Raw genomic sequence first — 20,544 nt, forward strand, 5'->3', positions numbered from 1 at the left:
CAAGATCAAAGGGGAACAATCGATGTCTGAAAGCCTATTGGCACCCGGAGCGGTGCTCGCGTTGTGGACGCTCCTCATTCTCGGCTGGGTCGCGCTCACGCGTTTTTCCGCAATGGCCAAGGCAGGTATCGATCTGAAGGCCGCCCCTCCGGGTGGACGCGGGGTCGATGTCGAAAAAATCCTGCCGCCGGCGGTCAACTGGAAATCGCACAATTACACGCATTTGTGCGAACAACCGACGATCTTCTACGCCGTCATCGTCTTCCTGCACCTCTCGGGCGGCGACACCGAGCTGACGCGCGGGCTTGCATGGGCCTATGTCGTTCTGCGCATCGTCCACAGCCTGTGGCAGACGACCGTGAACCGCATCCCGGTGCGCTTCGCAATTTTCTCGCTCGCCACATTCTGCCTGTTCGCGCTCGCCATATTGGCGGTCATCGCAACCCTCGGCTGAGGAGCAAGATCATGGATACGAACGCCATTCTCGGTCCAGTCGCGACGCTTGCGCTCTGGTCGATGGTGATGTGGGTATGGATGTATGCCACGCGCATTCCGGCGATGAGCCGCGCCAAGGTCGACGCGATAAACCTGGTCGGGACGACCGGACGAAGCCTCGACGAGCTTCTTCCGCCGCAGGTGCAGTGGAAGGCGCACAATTACAATCACCTGATGGAACAGCCGACGCTCTTTTACGCGGTGGCGATTGCCCTTGCCGTCGGCGGGATGGGCGGCGGGCTCAACGCCCAGCTTGCGTGGGCCTATGTCGCGCTGCGCATCGTCCACAGTCTGGTCCAGGTCACCGTGAACCGCGTGTTGTGGCGCTTCGGCATTTTCGTGTTTGCGAGCCTTTTCCTGCTCGCGCTGTGCATCCACGCCTTCATGGGCTTTGTGCTGAACTAGGCCCTCGAAAAGCGCGCGGCCAGTTCCACATGGGTCGACCATCGGAACTGGCCGACGGGCTGCACCCAGTCGAGCGTATAGCCACCCGCGACAAGCTGCTTCGCGTCGCGGGCAAAGCTTGCGGGGTTGCAGCTCACATAGGCGATCGCCGGCACTGCCGATGACGCAAGCTGCGCAACCTGCTCCTCGGCGCCCGCGCGCGGCGGGTCGAGGATGACCGCGCCGAAGCGGTCGAGCTCGGACGGAACCAACGGACGGCGGAACAGGTCGCGATGCTCGGTGGCGACGAGCGCGCGCGCCCGGTTCGCCGCGCCCGTCAGCGCCGCAATCGCGTCGCGCGCTCCCTCGGCGGCATAGACTTTGCGCCCCTGCTGCACCGACAGGGCAAAAGTCCCGACCCCGGCGAACAGGTCGGCCACGGCGGGCGCATCGCCGATTGCGCGCTGCACCGCCTCGACGAGCGCCGCCTGCCCCGCGGCCGTCGCCTGCAGGAAAGCAAAGGGCGGCACTTCGACCGCGATTTCGCCGAAGCGCACCGTCGGCGGCTCGGGCTGCCACAGCGGTTCGAGCCCGTCGCCCTGGTCGATCGCGAGCCGCGCGAGCGCATGCGCGCCCGCGAAATCCTGCAACGCCATCGCCGCATCGAGCCCCTCGGCGCGCACGCCCTCGAGCACGACCTCGGCGCCCTGATCGAGCATCTGCAGCTTGACTTTCACGGGCCGCCGCTGCGGCGCGATCGCGCCGAGCAGTCCGCGGATCGGCGCGACGAGCGCGAACAATTCGGGGAGCAGCAGCGGGCATTGCCGCATATCGACGATCTGGTTGCTCTGCGCCGCGTTGAAGCCGACGGCAACATGCTTGCCCGCCCTGAGCGCAGTGAGCGCCGCGCGGCGGCGGCTCGCCGGCGGCGAAACGATTGCCGGAAGGATGTCGGTCGCCGCCACCTGCTGCCCCGCGAGCGCGCCTGCGACGCGGTCGCGCACGAAATCTGCGAGCGCAGTTTCAGCGACATGCTGGAGCTGGCACCCCCCGCATTTTCCGAAATGGCTGCACACGGGCTCGGAGCGGTTCGGACCGGCGATCAGCGTGCCGTCTGCGGCGATCCGGTCGCCGGGGACCGCTCCCGCGACATGGCGCCCGTCGGCGGTCACGCCGTCGCCGCGCGCGGCAATGCGCTCGATCAACGCGGTGTCGGTCATGCTATTTCCCAATCAGATCGTCGGCGACAAGGCCGGGGCCTATACGCGCGGCGCGGTCGATATGCCAGCCCACCGCCGCGACCGCCGCTTCGAAGGCATCGCCGCCGCGTGCGAGCATCGCGCCGCACGCGCCGGCGAGCACGTCGCCCGTCCCCGCGCTCGCGAGCCAGGGGCACCCCGGCCAAGCGGCCACCACCCGCCCGTCGGGGGCCGCAATCACCGTGTCGGCGCCCTTGTGGACGACGACCGCCCGCGATTGGCGTGCTGCCGCCAATGTCCGGTCGATCTTGCTGCCACCTGCGTCCGGAAAGCTGCGCGCAAATTCGCCTTCGTGCGGCGTCAGGATCGCGCGCCGCTCGCCCGATGCCAGCGCCGTCAGCCCCGCCGCAATCGCCGCGGCGTCGAGCACCAGTGGCTTGCCCGAACCCAGCGCGACATCGAGCGAGCGCGTCAGACCCTCGCCCGCCGGAAATCCCGGCCCGACGACAATCGCCCCGAGGCGCGGGTCCGCGGCGCGTTCGGCTAAAGCATCGCCGTCGTCGCAAATCACCGCCGACAAGGGCGCCCGCCCGGCGCCGTCGAGGACGACATAACCCGCCCCCGCGCGGAGCGCAGCTCCCGCAGCAAGCTCCGCAGCGCCCGCCATCGGACCCGCGACGACGAGCACCATTCCACGGCTGTATTTGTGCGCCGCCGGATCGCCCGTGGGCAGCGGCGGCGGCGGCAAGGTCCGCATCGTCCGCGCCGCGTCGATCCCGATGCTCGCGAGCAATGTGCGGCCGCACGCCGGTGCGGTCGGGAGCAGCAGATGCGCGGGCTTGAGCGCCCCGAGCGCGACGGTGACATGCGCGGGCAGCGGCGGCATCCACGCCTCGCCGCCGTCGCTCTCGATCCCGCTCGGCAAATCGACCGCGACGACGCGCCGTCCGGCAAAGCGCCCGAGCAGCCCCGCCAGATCGTCTGACAGACGCCGCGACAGCCCCGCGCCGAACAGCGCATCGACGATGACCGGCGCCGGCGCCGTGCGCTCATCGAACGCCTCGACCTCGCCCGTCCACGCGGCGCGCGCCGCTTTCGCAAGGTCGGATTTCGGCTCGCCGAGCGCCGCGACGCGCACCTCTGCCCCGCGTGCCCGCAGCAAGCGCGCCGCGACATAGCCGTCGCCGCCATTGTTGCCGGGTCCGCACAGGATAAGGATCGGCGCCCCCGCCGCCATGCGCCACACGATATCGGCGACGGCCGCGCCCGCGCGCTCCATCAATTCGGCGAGCGATACGCCCGCCGCAGCGCACGCCGCTTCCGCCTCGCGCATCGCGGCGGCGGTCAGAATGGGGGCATCGGCGGGAACGGTCATCGCCCTTCCCTATCACATCGCGGCGAAAGTCGCCTCAGTTGCCGCCGGTGTTGGCGGGAAGGCGATAGCGATCGCCCCCGACGCCGACCTCGATCAGCCCGTCGCCGACGATGGTCACGCGCGCGGCTTCCGCCCCGTCGGCCGTTTCGACACCGCGCCCGTCGCCGGTGATGCGCAGCCGGCGGTATCCTGCGTCGGTCCGCCCGACGACGAGCACCGTGCCGCTGGCACCGGCGATCTCCTGCAAGGTGCAATCGCGCGCGAACCGCGCCGCGCCTTCGAGCGCGCAGTCGATACGGCCGTCCGCAAGCGCGGCGCTGTCGCCGCGCGCCTCGGCCTCGGCGAGCGTGCGGTTGTCGGGGGCGCTGTCGCAGCCTGAAAACAGCAGGACAAGCAGCGCGGCGCCCGCCCGCGTCACCGCGCGGCTTTCAGCTGCGACAGGTCGCGCACCGCGCCCCGCGCCGCGCTCGTCGTCATCGCGGCATAGGCCTCAAGCGCGACCGACACCTTGCGCGGACGCGGCTTTGTGGGCTGCCACGCGGCATCGCCCTTCGCCTCCATCGCCGCGCGCCGCGCCGCGAGTTCGCTGTCGGCGACCGCGAGCATGATCGTGCGCGCCGGAATGTCGATCTCGATGAGGTCGCCGTCCTCGACAAGGCCGATCGTGCCGCCCTCGGCCGCCTCGGGCGACACATGGCCGATCGACAGGCCCGACGTGCCACCCGAAAAGCGCCCGTCGGTGATCAGCGCGCAGGCGGCGCCCAGCCCCTTCGATTTGAGGTAGCTTGTCGGATAGAGCATTTCCTGCATACCGGGGCCGCCTTTCGGCCCTTCGTAGCGGATCACGACAACGTCGCCCTCGACCACCTGCCCGGTCAGAATCCCCGCGACGGCCGCATCCTGGCTCTCGAACACCTTGGCGGGACCGGAAAATTTCAGGATCTTCTCGTCGACCCCCGCGGTCTTCACGATACAGCCGTCGCGCGCGATATTGCCCGACAGCACCGCGAGCCCGCCGTCCTTGCTGAAGGCATGGTCGGCCGAGCGGATCACCCCGGCCTCGCGGTCGAGGTCGAGCGCATCCCAGCGCCGATCCTGGCTGAACGCCGTCTGCGTCGGGATGCCGCCGGGCGCGGCCATGAAGAATTTCTGTACGTCGGGATCGTTGGTGCGCGAAATATCCCATTTGTTGAGCGCGTCGCCCAGCGTCGCGCTATGCACCGTGGGCACATGCGCGTGGAGCAGCCCGGCGCGTTCGAGCTGGCCGAGGATCGCCATGATCCCGCCCGCGCGATGGACATCCTCCATATGCACGTCGCTCTTGGCCGGCGCGACCTTTGACAGGCAGGGAACGCGGCGCGACAGCCGGTCGATATCCTCCATCGTGAAATCGACGCCCGCTTCATATGCGGCGGCGAGCAGGTGGAGCACCGTGTTCGTCGACCCGCCCATCGCGATGTCGAGGCTCATCGCATTTTCGAACGCCTCGAAACTCGCGATGTTGCGCGGCAGGACGCTCGCGTCGTCCTCCTCATAATGGCGGCGGCACATTTCGACGACGATCCGCCCGGCGCGCAGGAACAGCGCCTTGCGGTCGGCGTGCGTCGCAAGCGTCGATCCATTGCCCGGCAGCGACAGCCCCAGCGCTTCGGTCAGGCAGTTCATCGAATTGGCGGTGAACATCCCCGAACAGCTACCGCACGTCGGGCACGCCGCCTGTTCGATCGCGGTGACTTCCTCGTCGCTATAATGTTCGTCGGCAGCGGCAACCATCGCGTCGACCAGGTCGAGCGCGACCTCCTTGCCTTTCAGCACGACCTTGCCCGCCTCCATCGGCCCGCCCGACACGAACACGACCGGGATATTGATGCGCAGCGCCGCCATCAGCATGCCGGGGGTGATCTTGTCGCAATTGGAAATGCACACCATTGCGTCGGCGCAATGCGCGTTGACCATATATTCGACGCTGTCGGCGATGAGGTCGCGACTGGGCAGCGAATAGAGCATCCCGTCGTGCCCCATCGCAATGCCGTCGTCGACCGCTATCGTGTTGAATTCCTTAGCGACCCCGCCCGCCGCCTCGATCTCGCGCGCGACGAGCTGGCCAAGGTCCTTCAGATGGACGTGGCCGGGGACGAACTGGGTAAAGCTGTTGACGACCGCGATGATCGGCTTGCCGAAATCATCGTCCTTCATCCCCGTCGCGCGCCAAAGGCCGCGCGCGCCCGCCATGTTACGGCCGTGGGTCGTGGTACGCGAACGATAAGAAGGCATTTTTGTCAGTCCTGATAATAATATTTCAATCTAGGCGGTGCCTGCGCCTCTACACGTCTATGCCGCGAGTTTCAACATCGCTGCATCGCACAATCGCGCGATTCGCCCCGCCCATGCCGCTTGATCGGCGGGCGCCCCGACCAGATCCTGCCGCATCTCGATCCCGACATAGGCGATGCCATTCGCCTCGGCATGGCGGTCCATCGTCGCGTTGAGCAGCTTGCCCGAATAGGGGAGCTGGTCGCCGACGTTCAGCCCCTCGGCCGCAAAATATTCGAGCGCGATCCGCGCCAGGCGCTCGTCATGATTATAGAGGATTCCCACCTCCCACGGCCGCGCCAGTCCGGGGTCGCTCGCAAGGCGCGGGGTAAAGCTGTGCAGCGACAGGATGAAGGCGGGGCGTGCCGCGGCGATCACCTCGGCGATATGCGCATGATAGGGTCGAAAGAAGCGGTCGAGCCGTGCCTCGCGCGCTTCGTGGCTCAGCGCATTGCCGGGGATCGCGTGACCGTCGCTCGCCACCGGCACCGCGCCGGGCGCATGCTCGTCGCGGTTGCAGTCGACGACGAGCCGCGACACCCCGCCGAGGATCGCGGCATCGACCGCGCCGCGCGCGACGAGCAGCGCCGCGACCTCGGCAACGCCGATGTCGACCGCGATATGCTCGCCAAGCAGCGCGGGGTCGATCCCCAGCTCGATGTCGGACGGCACATGGTTCGACGCATGGTCTCCGATCAGCAGCACCCCGCCCGCTTTCGCCGCGCCGAGATCGACCCACGCCTCGCTCATCGCAGCGCGCCCGTCATCTGCCACCAGTGCGGGTGGCTCGCGGCGAGCGTGGCCGCCGCCGCGTCGCGCTCGGCCGCAGCGTCGAACAGCGCGAAACAGGTCGCGCCCGACCCCGACATGCGCGCGAGCCACGGCTTCAGCGCCCCCAGTTCGGTGAGTATGTCGATCACCGCCGGACATTGCGCGACCGCCGCGCGTTGCAGATCGTTGCGCGCGGCGAACAGCTGCGCGCGCACTTCGGCACCGACCAACAGCGGCCCGCGGTCGAACCCGTCCCACGCAGCGAACACCGGTCCGGTCGCGACCGGCGCGCGCGGATTGACGAGCAGCACGGGCGTGCCGGTCAGGCGAAGTTCGGGCGCCGCCTGCACGCGCTCGCCGATCCCTGTGCCCAGGCACGTCCGGCTCGCGACGCAGGCCGCGACGTCGGCGCCGAGCGGCGCGACGTCGCGCATCAGTTCGGCCTCTCCGACCTCGGGAAGGAAATGTTGCCGGACGAGCCGCGCGGTCGCCGCCGCGTCCGCCGATCCGCCGCCGATTCCCGCTGCAACCGGAAGCGCCTTGGTCAGGCGAAGCGCCAGAGGCGGCACGCGGTCGCCTCCGTGAATCCGCCGCAACAATGCCACCGCACGCAGCACCAGATTGTCGGCGCCTGCGTCCAGCCCTTCGGCGAATTCGCCGTCGATGCTGAGCCTATCGGCATCAGCAACCTCCGCCTCGATCGCGTCGCCGCCGTCGACGAAGGCGAACAGCGTCTCTATCTCGTGATAACCGTCGTCCCGCCGCGCGCGGACATGCAGCGCGAGGTTGATCTTGGCCCACCCCGTCTCGCGCATCGCGCCGCTCATGGCGCGATGGTCGCGGGAGTCAGTCCGTCGCGCAGCTTCGCCTCGATCCGCGTCGCCGCATCGGCGTCGGCGAGCAGCGCGGCGGCGCGCCACACATAGCGCGCCTGGAATTTGCGTCCCGCCTCCCAATAGGCGTCGCCCAGATGCTCGACGATCACCGCATTGGTCGGCTCGCCCAACTGCGCCCGTTCGAGGAGCGGCACCGCTTCGTCGACGCGCCCGGTGAGGAAATAGGCCCAGCCCAGCGAGTCGGTGATCGCCGCATTGGTCGGCTGCTGCTCCCACGCCATCTTGATGCGCGCGAGCGATTGCTCGACATTCTGACGGCGTTCGAGCGCCGAATAGCCCGCATAGTTCAGTATCTGCGCGTCCGACGGCCGCAAGGCGACGGCGCGTTCGAGGAGCGGTGCGGCGCCTTCCCAATCGTCGGCTTCGAGCAGAAGTTCGGCGCGCGCCACCAGCAAGGTCGCGCGCAGCGCCATATCGTCATCGCCATCGCCCAGCGTCGCTTCGATCCCAGCATAGGCACGGGCGGCCGCATCGGCGTCTTTGGCGCGCCGCGCAAGGTCGGCGAAGCGGACATAGAGGCTGCGCGCACGCGGCGATTGCGCCGCCGCTTCTTCGGCAATGGGCAGCGCCGCGGCAAAATCGCCCGCTTCGGCAAGCAGTTCGGCGCGCCGCATCGCGAGCACGCGCGGCGTTGTTCCGCCACGCGGCGCGGCAGTGAGCGCGAGCGCGTCGGACGCCTGTTCGTTCGCCGCCAGCGCTTCGACCAGTGCCGTGCGCACCAGCCAGTCGCCATCGTTCAGCCAAAAGGCGGCGCGCGCGAACAGCAGCGGAACCTTGGGATTGGCATTCGGCGTGCGCGCCAGTCCGTCGGCGAGCAGGGCGAGCCAGAGCGCGGTACCTGCGCGCGGTGTCGCGACCGATTGGTCGGGAAGCAGCAGCAGCGGGTCTTCGCGCGCGCCCGCGGCCAGCGCAATCCGCTTTCGCAGCCGCTCGGCGGCATCGGCCTGCCCCGATTGATCGAGGGTGGCTGCAACGCGCAGCGCGACGACCTGGCTCGTGCGATCGGTCAGGACAATCTCGTCGATCAGCCGCAGCGCCTCGGCCGTATCGCGCACGGCGAGCCGGACGAGCGCCCCCTCGAGCGCAAGCGCGGGTTCGGTACGCGCCGGTCCGCTGGCAGCAAGCAGATGGCGGTGTGGCATTTTTTGGCGCGCGCCGACGTCGATCCATGCGTTGAAGCTGGGTTCGATCAATTGCGCGATCACATCGCCGCCCGATTTGTCGGACCGTCCGCGCAAATAGCCGCGCGCGGCGGCCCAATCCGACCGGCGCATCGCATCGACCAGCAGCACGAGCTGCGCGTCGAAACGGCGCTCGCCCTCATTCCAGAGCTGAGACGCGGCATTGCGCGCGGCCGCCAGATCGCCCGCCTCGATCGCCTGTTCCAGCATCCGGCGGCGCACACCGGGTAGCTCCGGGGCGTGAGATGCCAGCGCCGACAGCGCCGACAGCGCTTCCGCAGGCTCGCTGTTTTCTTCCGCGATTCGCGCGCGGACCAGCGCATTGAGCGCAGCGTTGCTGTCGTCGGCTGCCGACGCCGCGCTCGGCGCCGCAACGCTCATGGCCAGTGCGGCGGCCGGGACGAATTTACATATTCGGATAATTGGGGCCTCCGCCGCCTTCGGGAGTGACCCAGTTGATATTCTGGGTCGGGTCCTTGATGTCGCACGTCTTGCAGTGGACGCAATTCTGCGCGTTGATGACGAATTTGGGATCGCCCTCTTCCTCGCCGACGATCTCATACACACCCGCGGGGCAATAGCGCTGCGCGGGCTCGTCATAGAGCGGCAGATTATATTCGACCGGGATCGAAGGATCCTTGAGTTGCAGGTGGACCGGCTGGTCTTCCTCATGATTGGTGTTCGACAGGAATACCGAGGACAGCCGGTCAAAGGTCAGAACGCCGTCGGGTTTCGGATAATCGGGTTTGGGCATCATGTCGGCACGATAGAGCGTGGTGTTGTCGGGATGATGCTTCATCGTGAAGGGCACGCGGATACCGAAATTTTCCAGCCACATCATAATTCCCGCGAGCATCGTTCCCGCAAGATCGCCCCATTTTTCGACGAGCGGCAGGACATTGCGGACGACGCTCAGCTCCTTCTTGACCCAGCTGTCGTCATAGGCCGCCTGATAGGCGTCGAGCGTGTCGCTGCTGCGCCCCGCGCTCACCGCCGCAAATGCCGCTTCGGCCGCCATCATGCCCGACTTCATCGCGGTGTGCGTGCCCTTGATGCGCGGAACGTTCAGGAATCCGGCGCTGTCGCCAATCAGCGCGCCGCCCGGAAAAGCCAGCTTCGGCACCGACTGGTAGCCGCCGTCGCTGATCGCGCGCGCGCCATAGGAGACGCGCTTGCCGCCCTTCAATATCTTCGCAATCGCGGGGTGCGTCTTCCACTTCTGCATTTCCTGGAAGGGCGAGGTGTGCGGATTGCGATAGTTGAGCCAAGTCACGAAACCGAGGGCGACCTGTCCGTTCGCCTGGTGATACAGGAACCCGCCGCCATTCGAATTTTCGTCGAGCGGCCAGCCCTGCGTGTGGATGACGCGGCCCGGCGCATGATTCTCCGGGGCGATGTCCCAGAGTTCCTTGACGCCAAGGCCATAGACCTGCGGCTCGCAATCGGCGTCGAGGCCGAATTGCGGCTTGAGCATCTTGGTCAGATGCCCGCGCACGCCTTCGCCGAAGAAGGTATATCTGGCATGGAGTTCCAGCCCCGGCGCATAGTCGGGCTTGCGGCTGCCGTCGCGCGCGATGCCCATGTCGCCCGTTGCAACGCCCTTCACCGAACCATCGTCGTTATAGAGGATTTCGGCCGCGGCGAATCCGGGGAAAATCTCGACGCCCAACCCTTCGGCCTGTTCGGCGAGCCAGCGGCAGAGATTGCCGAGGCTTCCGGTGTAGGTGCCTTCATTGTGCATGAAGCCCGGCGAGATGAAATCGGGCAGGCCATATTTCTTGGTCTTGGTGAGCACCCAATGCTGGTTGTCGTTCACCGGCACCTCGGCGAGCGGGCAACCGGACTCGCGCCAATCGGGGAGCAGTTCGTCGAGCGATTTGGGGTCGATCACCGCGCCCGACAAAATATGCGCGCCGACTTCGGACCCTTTTTCGAGGATGCAAACCGACAGTTCGCGTGCTGCCTCGTTCGCCAGTTGCTTGAGGCGGATCGCCGCCGAAAGTCCCGCCGGACCCGCGCCGACGATGACCACGTCATAGGGCATCGATTCCCGTTCGCTCACCGCAAATACCTTTCTGCCGTCCCTGCACCGCTCATTCGTCGTAAGCGGCACTCATTTTGTCACGTATTGCGATGCCCGCCAATTGACGCGTCCGTCAACAGCCTGTTTGAATCAATTCATGGGTGGGCGAAACCTTTTGCGCGCGGCGGAAAGCTATCACGACTGGTGGTCGCTCGCCGGTCTGGACGCGCTCGTCGGCGAAACGCTGGCGGGCTGGCTTGATGCCGTCCCCCTTCCCGCGAACGATTCGGCGCGCAAGCAAACCCGCGAACCGGCGGCCGAGGCCGCGCCGCCGCCGCTTCCCGCCGCGCTGCAACGCCAGGCCGAAGCTGCGCCTGCCAAGCCCGCTGGTCCGGTAGACATTCCCGGCGAGTGGGAGGCCTTCTCGCGCTGGCTTGCCGAGCATCCCGATGTACCGGGCAGCCAATGGGACGCGCGCCGCGTGCTCCCCCAGGGCGAAGCGGGCGCCGCGCTGATGGTTCTCACCGCCTGGCCCGAAGTCGACGACCAGCGCGACGGGACGCTCTTTGCGGGCGCAGCCGGCGGCCTGCTCGATGCGATGTTGCGGGCGATCGGCATGGCCCGCGCCGATTGCTATCTCGCCAGCCTCGCCGTCACCCGTCCTCCGGGCGGCCGATGCGACACCGGCGTCATGCCCGACCTCGACCGGTTGCTGTGGCACCATTTGCGCCTCGCCCGACCGCAGCGGCTGTTGCTCGTGGGGACAGAGGTCACGCGGATGGCGGCAAAGCTGGAGCTTGCCGATACGCGCGGAAAGTTACTCGAAATTAACCAAGATGGCGGAAGAGTGGAAGCAGTGGCGGTCGCCCACCCCGCCCTGCTCCTCGCGCGGCCCGTTCAGAAGGCCGCGGCATGGGACAGCCTGAAACTGTTCAACCAGGGACGTTGACCGATGATGAAACGGACCAGCCTTTTCCTTTCCTGCGCAATCCTTGCCGCAGTAAACGCCGCGCCCGCGCGGGCCGTCGACGCGGGCGAACGCGATCTTGTCATCGCGCCGCAAACCGTGCCCGAAATCTTGTCGGCAAAGCAGAAACAGCATTATCGCGATGTCGTCGCGGCTATCCGCGGCCAGCGCTGGGGCGATGCCAAGGCGCTGCTTGCCGAGGACAAGGGCCCGCTCGACAATTTCCTGCGCGCCGAACTGCTCGTCGCGGCGAACAGCCCGCGCGCCGAGGTCGCCGACATCATGCCGATCCTGTCGCGCGCGCCCGACCTGCCGCAGGCGGCGCAGCTCGGCCGCCTCGCGGCAAAACGCGGCGCGACCGACATACCGTCGTTGCCACCGCAAATGCGGCTGAGCTGGGCGGGAAGCGCACCGCGCCGCATCGGCGCCGAAAGCGTCTATGACCCCTTCGCGGCGGGCCTTGCGAGCAGCATCCCGGAACGTATCAAGAATGACGATCCGGCCGGCGCCGAAGCATTGCTCAACGCGGTCATCGACAAATTGTCGCCCGAATCGCGCGCCGAATGGACGCAAAAGGTCGCCTGGTCCTATTATATCGAGAATGACGACGCCAACGCGCTGCGTCTTGCGACCGATTGCGTCGGCAACGGCGGGGCCTGGGCGGCGCATGGCGCATGGGTCCAGGGACTCGCATCGTGGCGGCTCGGCGATTATCGCACCGCATTGACCGCCTTCGACCGCGTCGCGCGCGATGCGCCCGACAGCGAACTGCGCGCCGCCGCCCATTTCTGGGCGAGCCGCGCGGCGATGGCGGCGGGGCAGCCCGCGCTCGTCCAGCCGCGCCTGCGCGCCGCGGCGGCGAATGAGGAAACGCTTTACGGTCTCCTCGCCGCCGAAACGCTCGGCCAGCCGGTGCAGCACCAGCAACAGAATGTGCGCCCCGACCGCCGCGCGTGGCGCGCGCTCGACGACCTTCCGAACATCCGCATCGCCATCGCGCTCGCTGAAATCGGCGAGGACAAATATGCCGACGAGACGCTGCGCCACCAGGCGCGCATCGGGCGCGCCGAGCATCACGAACAGATACTGGGTATCGCCGGTGCGCTGAACCTCCCCGAAACCCAGCTCTATCTCGCGCACAACACGCCGCAGGGACGCAAGCTCGCCGCCGCTGCCCGCTATCCGCAGCCCAATTGGGAACCGGCCGGCGGCTGGCGGGTCGACCCCGCGCTCGTATTCGCCCATACGCTTCAGGAATCGAGCTTCCGCCGCGCGGCGGTCAGCTCGGCCGGAGCGACCGGGCTGATGCAGGTGCGTCCCGGCACCGCGCGCGACATCGTGCGCTGGGAAGGCGCGGTCGCCGCGCTCGGCGATCTCAAGACGCCCGCGGTCAATATGGAACTTGGCCAGCGCTATCTGCAATATCTCAGCCGCGAACCGGCTACCGGAGGTCTGCTGCCAAAGGTCATCGCCGCGTACAACGCCGGCCCCGCGCCCGTCGCGCGCTGGCAGAGCGAGATTCGCGACAATGGCGACCCGCTGCTCTACATCGAATCGATCCCCTATTGGGAAACGCGCGGCTATGTCGGCATCGTGCTGCGCAATTACTGGATGTACGAGGCGCAGCAGGGCAAGCCCTCGGACAGCCGTGCCGCGCTCGCGCAGGGCAAATGGCCGCGCTTTCCCGATGGCAAGGATCGCACGCGGCTGAGCTGGGCGGGCGGCAGCAATGCCGATTGACGACAGCCGGCCGTTCAAGCCGGTCCGCATCGCGCTTCTCACCATCTCGGACAGCCGCGGCGCAGCCGACGACCGCTCGGGCGACACGCTCGAACAATTGCTGGCCGAGGCGGGGCACATTCTTGCCGCGCGCGCCATCATCAAGGACGAGGCCGACCTGATCGTCTCGCGCCTCCACAACTGGATCGACGATCCAGAGGTCGACGTCGTCATCACCACCGGCGGCACCGGCCTGACCGGCCGCGACGTCACGCCCGAGGCTCTGCACCGCCTCGACGGCAAGGACATACCGGGCTTTGGCGAGTTGTTCCGCTGGCTCAGCTATCAGAAGATCGGTACCTCGACGATCCAGTCGCGCGCCTGCGCGATCGTCGCGCGCGGCACTTATATCTTCGCGCTCCCCGGATCGACAGGCGCCGTCAAGGACGCGTGGGAGGGCATATTGGCGACCCAGCTCGACAGCCGCTACCGCCCGTGCAATTTCGTCGAACTGATGCCGCGCCTGACCGAATAGTCGCGCCCCCTTCCTGTTCGTCTCCCCGGACTTGATCCGGGGTCCAGCAACGCGAAAGGAATGGATGCCGGATCAAGTCCGGCATGACGAAGGCACCGGGTTGCATCCGAACCTCGATTTGTTCTTTATTTGTTCTCACTGGCTCGCTACATTATGCGGGTGGAACAAGCCAAACCCCTGCCCCCCATTTCCGGTCGCGGCGCCCCCACCAATTTGCGCCCGACGCGCACCGGCTCGCTCGCGCGCGAGGCCGATGGCGACTGGCTCGACCTCGCGCTCGACATCGACGGCGCGCCGCCGCCGCTGCGTACGACCGTCACCGCCGAACATCCCAAGACGATCATCGCGCGCAACACGTCGCCCGACATCGGCTTCGACCGCTCGATCAACCCCTATCGTGGCTGCGAACATGGCTGCGTCTATTGCTACGCGCGTCCGACGCATGCCTTTCACGACCTGTCGCCGGGGCTCGATTTCGAAAGCCGTCTCTTTGCCAAACCCGACGCTGCAAAGCTGCTGCGCGCCGAACTCGCGAAGAAGAATTACGATCCAGCCCCCCTCGCCATCGGCACCAACACCGACGGGTACCAACCGATCGAGCGCGAATGGGGCGTCACGCGGTCGGTGATCGAGGTGCTCGCCGAAACGCGCCACCCGCTGCTCATCACGACCAAGTCCGACCGCCTGCTCCGCGACCTCGACCTGCTCGCCGACATGGCGCGCGACAATCTGGTCGGCGTCGCGATTTCGGTGACGACGCTCGATCCCAAAATCGCACGCACCCTCGAACCGCGCGCACCGCACCCGCGGCGCCGTCTCGCCGCGATCCGCGCGCTTGTCGATGCGGGCATCCCGACGCAGGTCAACATCTCGCCGATCATTCCCGCGATCACCGATCACGAGATAGAGGCGATCATGGCGGCTGCGGCGGACGCTGGTGCGATCCGCGCTTCCTATATCCTGCTGCGTCTGCCGCACGAGGTCGCGCCGCTGTTCCGCGCCTGGCTCGACGCGCATTATCCCGACCGCGCCGACAAGGTGATGCACATGGTGCAGGACATTCGCGGCGGCCGCGACAACGACCCCGACTTCTTTTCGCGGATGAAGGGGCGCGGCGTCTGGGCGCAGCTCATCCGCACCCGCGTCAAGCGCGCCGCGCGCGAACATGGCCTCGACAAAAGCTTCCCGCCGATCCGCAGCGACCTCTTCCGCCCACCCGAGCGCGACGGGCAGATGGAGTTGTTCTGACGATGGCTTATCGGAGCGGATGGCCCGGCGACGGACTCACTCTCACAATGGGTCTCCGTGCATGAACATTCCCGAATAAAACATAAGAAAAAGCACCAAGACCGTGGCGGCAAGAATAATGGCTATGCCACGCCTGCTCATCACGCCTCCGCCAGCGACTTCAGCTTGTAATCCTTATACTCGTCGCGGATCTGGCGTTTCAAAATCTTGCCCGTCGCGGTGTGCGGAAGCTCATCGACAAAGACGATTTCGTCGGGCAGCCACCATTTGGCCACCTTGTCCTTCAGATAGTCGAGGATCGCCGCCTCGCTCGTCTCCGCGCCCGGCTTGCGGACGATCAGCAATATCGGGCGCTCGTCCCATTTCGGGTGATAGACACCGACCGCGGCCGCCTCCTGCACCCCCGGCGCGCCGACCGCCGCATTTTCGAGTTCGATCGAGCTGATCCACTCGCCGCCCGATTTGATGACGTCCTTCGCGCGGTCGGTGATCTGCATGACGCCGTCGGGGTGGAGGACCGACACGTCGCCCGTGTCGAACCATCCGTCGGCGTCGGCGGCGTCGGTGTCGGCCTTGAAATACCGCTGGATGATCCACGGTCCGCGGCACTGCAATCGCCCGCTCGTCTCGCCGTCGCGCGGCAGCACATTTCCTTCGTCGTCGACGATGCGCAGTTCGACCCCGAACGGCGGGCAGCCCTGGCGGCAGATGATGTCGACCTGTTCGTCGAAACCCAGCGCGTCCCAGTTCCACGGACGCTTGCCCATCGTCCCGATCGGGCTCGTCTCGGTCATCCCCCACGCGTGGCCGACATAGACCCCCGCCTTCATGAAACGCTCGATCATCGCGCGCGGCGCCGCCGATCCGCCGATGATGACGTGACGCAGCGCGCCATAGTCCATCCCCGTCGCGTCCATATGCGCGAACATCGCGATCCACACGGTCGGGACCCCCGCGCTGTGCGTGACCCCCTCCTCGTGCATCAGGTCGCACAGCACCTGCGCGTCGTTGGTCGCCGAAAAGACAAGCTTCGCCCCGACGACCGCCGCGGCATAGGGAATGCCCCAGCTATTCGCATGGAACATCGGCACGATCGGCAGGATCACCGACCGCGCCGACAGGTCGAACGCGTCGGGCTGCACCTCGGTCACCGCATGGATGACGTTCGAGCGATGCTCATAGAGCACCCCCTTCGGATTGCCGGTGGTGCCGCTGGTATAACAAAGCCCGACCGGATCGCGTTCGCCCAGTTCCGCCCATTCGAAACTGCCGTCTTCGGCATCGACCAGGTCGCGGTAGGAGAGATAGCCCTCGCGCGCCGGCGCGTCGAACAGGATGAAATGCTCGATCGTCGTGAGCTGGTCGCGCAGCCGCTCGACGATCGGCAGAAAGGCCGCGTCGAACAGCAGCACGCGATCCTCGGCATGGTTGCAGATATAGACGAGCTGCTCGTCGAACAGCCGCGGATTGACCGTGTGGAGCACGCCGCCAATCCCGGCCACCCCGTACCAGCTGACGAGATGATGCGCATGATTCATCGCGAGCGTCGCGATCCGGTCGCCTTTCTTCATCCCCAGCTTGAACATCGCGGCCGAAAAACGGCGCGCTTCGACGCCGACCTCGCCCCAGTTGGTTCGCGTCAGACTGCCGTCGGCCCAGCGGGTAACGATCTCGCGCTCGCCATGTTCGCGCGCGGCGTGGTCGATCAGGCTCGTGACGAGCAGCGGCTGGCCCTGCATTCCCATTATGACATCCTCTTCCTTGTTTTGACCAAGGATAGGAGCGCCGAAGGAGATGTGGCAAGGGGCGTTATGCGGCGGCCGCGTGGGGCAGGCTCGACCGTTCTAGCCGCGCACCCGGAAATCGCGCGGCGCAACGAGTGCGAGCGCGGGGTCCGCGATCCCCGCGACGCTTTCCAGCCGTGAAACCAGATCGGGGCCGAGCGCGAAGCCGCGCCCCAGATCGATACGAATCTCGTCGCCCGTATCGGGGTCCGGGGTGATCATCACGACGCGCCCGCGGGCGTCGTCGCGGCGTTCGAGCAGCCGCGCGATATCGTTTACCGCCTCGGCGAGTTCGACACGGCAGGTCAGCTCGAGCGCCGCGGTCGCGGCAATATCGGCCAGCGACTGCGCCCCGCGTACCGTCACGCGCGGCGTCTCTTCGCCTTCGAGCAGGTCGAGCTCGACCGACAGCAGCGCGCAGCCGCCGTCGGCCGCCAGCGCCTCGAGCGTCTTGCCCGCCGCTTCGTCGAAACAGCTCGACTGGAACTGCCCGCTGCGGTCGGACAGCGTCAGGTTGAGGAAGCGGTTGCCGCGCTGCGACACACGCGCACGCGCGCTTTCGACCATGGCCGCCATCACCATCGGGACGCGCGTTCCCGGCGTCATTTCGACATTGTCGCAAATGTCTCCATAGCTCCGCGCGCCGCGCGCCGCGAGGATCGCCTGATATTGCTCGACCGGGTGCGCCGAGAAATAGAAACCGAACGCTTCCTTTTCGCGCGTCATCCGTTCGGCGAGCGCCCACGGCTCGGCAGAGGGAAGCTGGAGGACGGGCGCCAGATCGACCTCGCCGCCGAACAGCCCGCCCTGCCCCGTCGAGCGTTCGTGCGCCGAACTGCTGGCGCAGGCGAGCAGCGCCTCGGCGCCGGCGAAGGCGCGCGGGCGGTCGGGCTCGATACAGTCGAACGCCCCGGCCGCTGCCAGCGCCTCGATTTGCCGTCGGTTGAGCATTTTCGGATCGATCCGCCCCGCAAAATCGTCGAGGCTCGCGAAATCGCCGCGCGCCTGCCGCTCGGCGACGAGCGCCTCCATCGCCTTTTCGCCGACACCTTTCAGCGCGCCGAGCGCATAACGCACCGCCAGTCCCTCCTCGGTCCGGCTGACCGAGAAATCGGCCTCGCTCTCGTTCACCGACGGTGGCGCGACCGCGATGTCGAGCCGCCGCATATCGTCGATGAACACCGACAATTTGTCGGTCTGATGATTGTCGAACGACATCGACGCGGCGAAAAATTCGTGCGGATAATGCGCTTTCAGCCACGCCGTCTGGTACGACAGCAGCGCATAGGCCGCGGCATGGCTCTTGTTGAAGCCATAGCCCGCGAACTTGTCGATCAAGTCGAACAGCTCGTTCGCGGTCTTGGCGTCGATCTGGTTATGCTCGGCGCAGCCCGCGACAAAGGTTTCGCGCTGCGCGTCCATTTCGGCCTGGATCTTCTTGCCCATCGCGCGGCGGAGCAGGTCGGCGCCGCCGAGGCTGTAGCCCGCCAATATCTGCGCGGCCTGCATCACCTGTTCCTGATAGACGAAAATGCCATAGGTTTCGGCGAGGATGCCTTCGAGCAGCGGGTGCGGATAGGCGATCGGCTCGCGCCCGTTCTTGCGCGCGCCGAACAGCGGGATATTGTCCATCGGCCCCGGACGATAGAGCGCGACGAGCGCGACGATGTCGCCGAAATTGGTCGGCTTCACCGCCGACAGCGTGCGCCGCATCCCCTCGGATTCGAGCTGGAACACCCCGACCGTGTCGCCGCGCTGGAGCAGCTCGTACACGCCGGGATCGTCCCAGCCGAGCGTATCGAGGTCGACGTCGATCCCGCGCAGCGCGAGCAGCCGCCGCGCCTCCTTCAGCACCGACAGCGTCTTGAGGCCGAGGAAGTCGAACTTCACCAGCCCCGCGGTCTCGACATATTTCATGTCGAACTGCGTCACCGGCATGTCCGAGCGCGGGTCGCGATAGAGCGGGACGAGCTGGTCGAGCGGCCGGTCGCCGATCACAACGCCCGCGGCGTGCGTCGAACTGTGGCGCGGCAGGCCTTCCAGTTGCCGCGCCATGTCGAACAGCCGCCGCACGCCGTCGTCCTGCTTATATTCGGTCATCAGCTCGGACACGCCGTTCAGCGCGCGTTCGAGCGTCCAGGGGTCGGTCGGGTGGTTCGGCACCAGCTTCGCGAGCCGGTCGACCTGGCCATAGCTCATCTGGAGCACGCGCCCCGTGTCCTTGAGCACCGCGCGCGCCTTCAGCTTCCCGAAGGTGATGATCTGCGCGACGGTATCGCGGCCATATTTCTCCTGCACATAGCGGATCACCTCGCCGCGCCGCGTTTCGCAGAAGTCGATGTCGAAGTCGGGCATCGACACGCGCTCGGGGTTCAGGAAGCGTTCGAACAGCAGGCCCAGTTTCAACGGGTCGAGGTCGGTGATCGTCAGCGCCCACGCGACGACGCTCCCCGCGCCCGACCCGCGCCCCGGTCCCACCGGAATGTCGTGCGCCTTCGCCCATTTGATGAAGTCGGCAACGATCAGGAAGTAACCGGGAAACCCCATTTGCGTGATGACGTCGACCTCGAAATCGAGCCGCTCGACATAGGCCTGCCGCTCCTCGTCCGTCAGCTCGGGATAGAGCGCCAGCCGCGCCGCCAGCCCGGCATGCGCGTCGGCCTTCAATTGCGCCGCCTCGCCTTCGCGGTCGCCCGCGAGGCTCGGCAGGATCGGCTTGCGCTTCGGCGCCATGAAGGCACAGCGCTGCGCGACGACGAGCGTGTTGCGGATCGCCTCGGGCAGGTCCGAAAAGGCGTCCTCCATCGCCTCGGCGGGCTTGAGCCACGCCTCGGGACTCGACACGCGCCGGTCCTCGCTTTCGACATAGGCCGACTGCGCGATGCACAGCATCGCGTCGTGCGCGGGATGGAACTGCGGTTCGACGAAATTGGCGGGATTGGTCGCGACGAGCGGCAGCGCGCGCGCATAGGCCATGTCGATCAGCGCATCCTCGGCCGCCTTTTCCACCGCATCGCCGCGCCGCGACAGTTCGATGTACAGGCGGCCCGCGAACAGCGCCTCGAGCCGCTCGACATAATCGTCCGCCGCGGTCTTCTGCCCGTCGGCGAGCAGCCGCGCGAGCGCGCCCTCGCCGCCGCCGGTCAAACAGATCAGCCCGTCGGTGCGTCCGGCCATGTCGGCGAGCGCGACATGCGGGTCATGCTCGATCGGTCGCCCGAGGTGCGCCGCCGACACCAGCGCGCACAGATTGTCATATCCGGTGTCGTCCTGCGCATAGAGCGCGATCCAGTCGATCAGCGGCGCCCCGCTCGCGAGCCGTTGTCCGGGCCGCGCGACGCTGAGTAGCGCGCCGACGATCGGCTGCACCCCCGCCGCGGTGCACGCGTCGCCAAAGGCCATGACGCCGTACAGCCCGTTGCGGTCGGCGACCGCCACCGCGGGAAATCCCCGCTCGCGCGCCGCCTTGGCAACCGCCTTGGGGTCGATCGCCCCTTCGAGCATCGTGTAACTGGAAAAGACGCGCAGGGGGACAAAGGGGCTGTAGGCCATGACGGGACGCTAACGCCGCTCTCGTGATTCGACCACCGCCACGTTTCACAAATTCGTCATTGCGAGGAGCGCAGCGACGAAGCAATCTCCAGCCCACACCCA

Annotated in this window: 16 protein-coding genes; 6 read left to right on the plus strand and 10 right to left on the minus strand. The window is 67.2% G+C overall.

Going from position 1 to position 20,544, the window contains the following annotated elements:
* The first annotated feature begins 22 nt into the window (after nucleotides 1-22).
* Together H7692_RS02590 and H7692_RS02595 are read left to right on the plus strand one after the other, a co-directional pair.
* Nucleotides 23-454 (plus strand): MAPEG family protein, encoded by a 432-nt coding sequence (locus tag H7692_RS02590; RefSeq protein ID WP_201925639.1) that lies wholly within the window; start codon nucleotides 23-25, stop codon nucleotides 452-454.
* Nucleotides 455-465: 11 nt separating this feature from the next.
* Nucleotides 466-900 (plus strand): MAPEG family protein, encoded by a 435-nt coding sequence (locus H7692_RS02595; RefSeq protein WP_201925641.1) that lies wholly within the window; start codon nucleotides 466-468, stop codon nucleotides 898-900.
* Here H7692_RS02595 and H7692_RS02600 read toward each other — a convergent pair.
* The 8 genes from H7692_RS02600 to H7692_RS02635 are packed head-to-tail and all read right to left on the minus strand — an operon-like array spanning nucleotide 897 to nucleotide 10,676.
* Nucleotides 897-2,099 (minus strand): class I SAM-dependent RNA methyltransferase, encoded by a 1,203-nt coding sequence (locus H7692_RS02600; protein ID WP_227339727.1) that lies wholly within the window; start codon nucleotides 2,097-2,099, stop codon nucleotides 897-899. The two genes, H7692_RS02595 and H7692_RS02600, sit on opposite strands and share 4 nt — an antisense overlap.
* A 1-nt stretch (nucleotide 2,100) precedes the next feature.
* Entirely contained in the window at nucleotides 2,101-3,453 is a 1,353-nt protein-coding gene (locus H7692_RS02605) for an NAD(P)H-hydrate dehydratase (protein WP_227339728.1), read from the minus strand.
* Nucleotides 3,454-3,487: 34 nt separating this feature from the next.
* Nucleotides 3,488-3,871 (minus strand): hypothetical protein, encoded by a 384-nt coding sequence (locus tag H7692_RS02610; RefSeq protein ID WP_222136048.1) that lies wholly within the window; start codon nucleotides 3,869-3,871, stop codon nucleotides 3,488-3,490.
* A complete protein-coding gene (gene ilvD, locus H7692_RS02615) occupies nucleotides 3,868-5,727 on the minus strand; it encodes a dihydroxy-acid dehydratase (RefSeq protein WP_227339729.1) in 1,860 nt (619 codons plus the stop codon). The genes H7692_RS02610 and ilvD overlap by 4 nt, the downstream gene beginning before the upstream one ends.
* Before the next feature lie 57 nt (nucleotides 5,728-5,784).
* Entirely contained in the window at nucleotides 5,785-6,516 is a 732-nt protein-coding gene (locus H7692_RS02620; RefSeq protein ID WP_201925651.1) for an N-formylglutamate amidohydrolase, read from the minus strand.
* Nucleotides 6,513-7,364 carry a 4-(cytidine 5'-diphospho)-2-C-methyl-D-erythritol kinase gene (locus H7692_RS02625; protein WP_227339730.1) on the minus strand — a complete coding sequence of 284 codons (852 nt, stop codon included), beginning with the start codon at nucleotides 7,362-7,364 and terminating at the stop codon, nucleotides 6,513-6,515. The genes H7692_RS02620 and H7692_RS02625 overlap by 4 nt, the downstream gene beginning before the upstream one ends.
* On the minus strand, nucleotides 7,361-8,995 hold the full coding sequence (locus H7692_RS02630; RefSeq protein ID WP_227339731.1) for a hypothetical protein: 1,635 nt from the start codon (nucleotides 8,993-8,995) through the stop codon (nucleotides 7,361-7,363). Before H7692_RS02630 ends, H7692_RS02625 begins: the two co-directional genes overlap by 4 nt.
* Before the next feature lie 25 nt (nucleotides 8,996-9,020).
* Nucleotides 9,021-10,676, minus strand: a complete 1,656-nt coding sequence (locus H7692_RS02635; protein WP_227339732.1) for an electron transfer flavoprotein-ubiquinone oxidoreductase — start codon at nucleotides 10,674-10,676, stop codon at nucleotides 9,021-9,023.
* A 118-nt stretch (nucleotides 10,677-10,794) separates the two neighbouring features.
* On the opposite strand from H7692_RS02635, the gene H7692_RS02640 reads away from it, so the two are divergent.
* From H7692_RS02640 to H7692_RS02655, 4 genes are all read left to right on the plus strand, one after another.
* Nucleotides 10,795-11,586: a uracil-DNA glycosylase family protein gene (locus tag H7692_RS02640; RefSeq protein ID WP_222136043.1), complete on the plus strand. Its 792-nt coding sequence runs from the start codon at nucleotides 10,795-10,797 to the stop codon at nucleotides 11,584-11,586.
* Between the two features lie 3 nt (nucleotides 11,587-11,589).
* Nucleotides 11,590-13,344: a transglycosylase SLT domain-containing protein gene (locus H7692_RS02645; protein WP_227339733.1), complete on the plus strand. Its 1,755-nt coding sequence runs from the start codon at nucleotides 11,590-11,592 to the stop codon at nucleotides 13,342-13,344.
* Nucleotides 13,334-13,858, plus strand: a complete 525-nt coding sequence (gene moaB / locus H7692_RS02650; RefSeq protein WP_222136042.1) for a molybdenum cofactor biosynthesis protein B — start codon at nucleotides 13,334-13,336, stop codon at nucleotides 13,856-13,858. The genes H7692_RS02645 and moaB overlap by 11 nt, the downstream gene beginning before the upstream one ends.
* 153 nt (nucleotides 13,859-14,011) lie before the next feature.
* Nucleotides 14,012-15,106, plus strand: coding sequence for a PA0069 family radical SAM protein (locus tag H7692_RS02655; protein ID WP_222136041.1), 1,095 nt, complete (start codon nucleotides 14,012-14,014; stop codon nucleotides 15,104-15,106).
* Between the two features lie 140 nt (nucleotides 15,107-15,246).
* On the opposite strand, the gene H7692_RS02660 is transcribed toward H7692_RS02655, so the two are convergent.
* Nucleotides 15,247-16,851: a long-chain fatty acid--CoA ligase gene (locus H7692_RS02660; protein WP_222136040.1), complete on the minus strand. Its 1,605-nt coding sequence runs from the start codon at nucleotides 16,849-16,851 to the stop codon at nucleotides 15,247-15,249.
* A 99-nt stretch (nucleotides 16,852-16,950) separates the two neighbouring features.
* Nucleotides 16,951-20,442, minus strand: coding sequence for a DNA polymerase III subunit alpha (dnaE, locus tag H7692_RS02665; RefSeq protein ID WP_227339735.1), 3,492 nt, complete (start codon nucleotides 20,440-20,442; stop codon nucleotides 16,951-16,953).
* Nucleotides 20,443-20,544 lie beyond the last annotated feature (102 nt).

This window comes from Sphingopyxis sp. P8, from assembly GCF_020622175.1.
GTDB lineage: Bacteria > Pseudomonadota > Alphaproteobacteria > Sphingomonadales > Sphingomonadaceae > Sphingopyxis > Sphingopyxis jiangsuensis.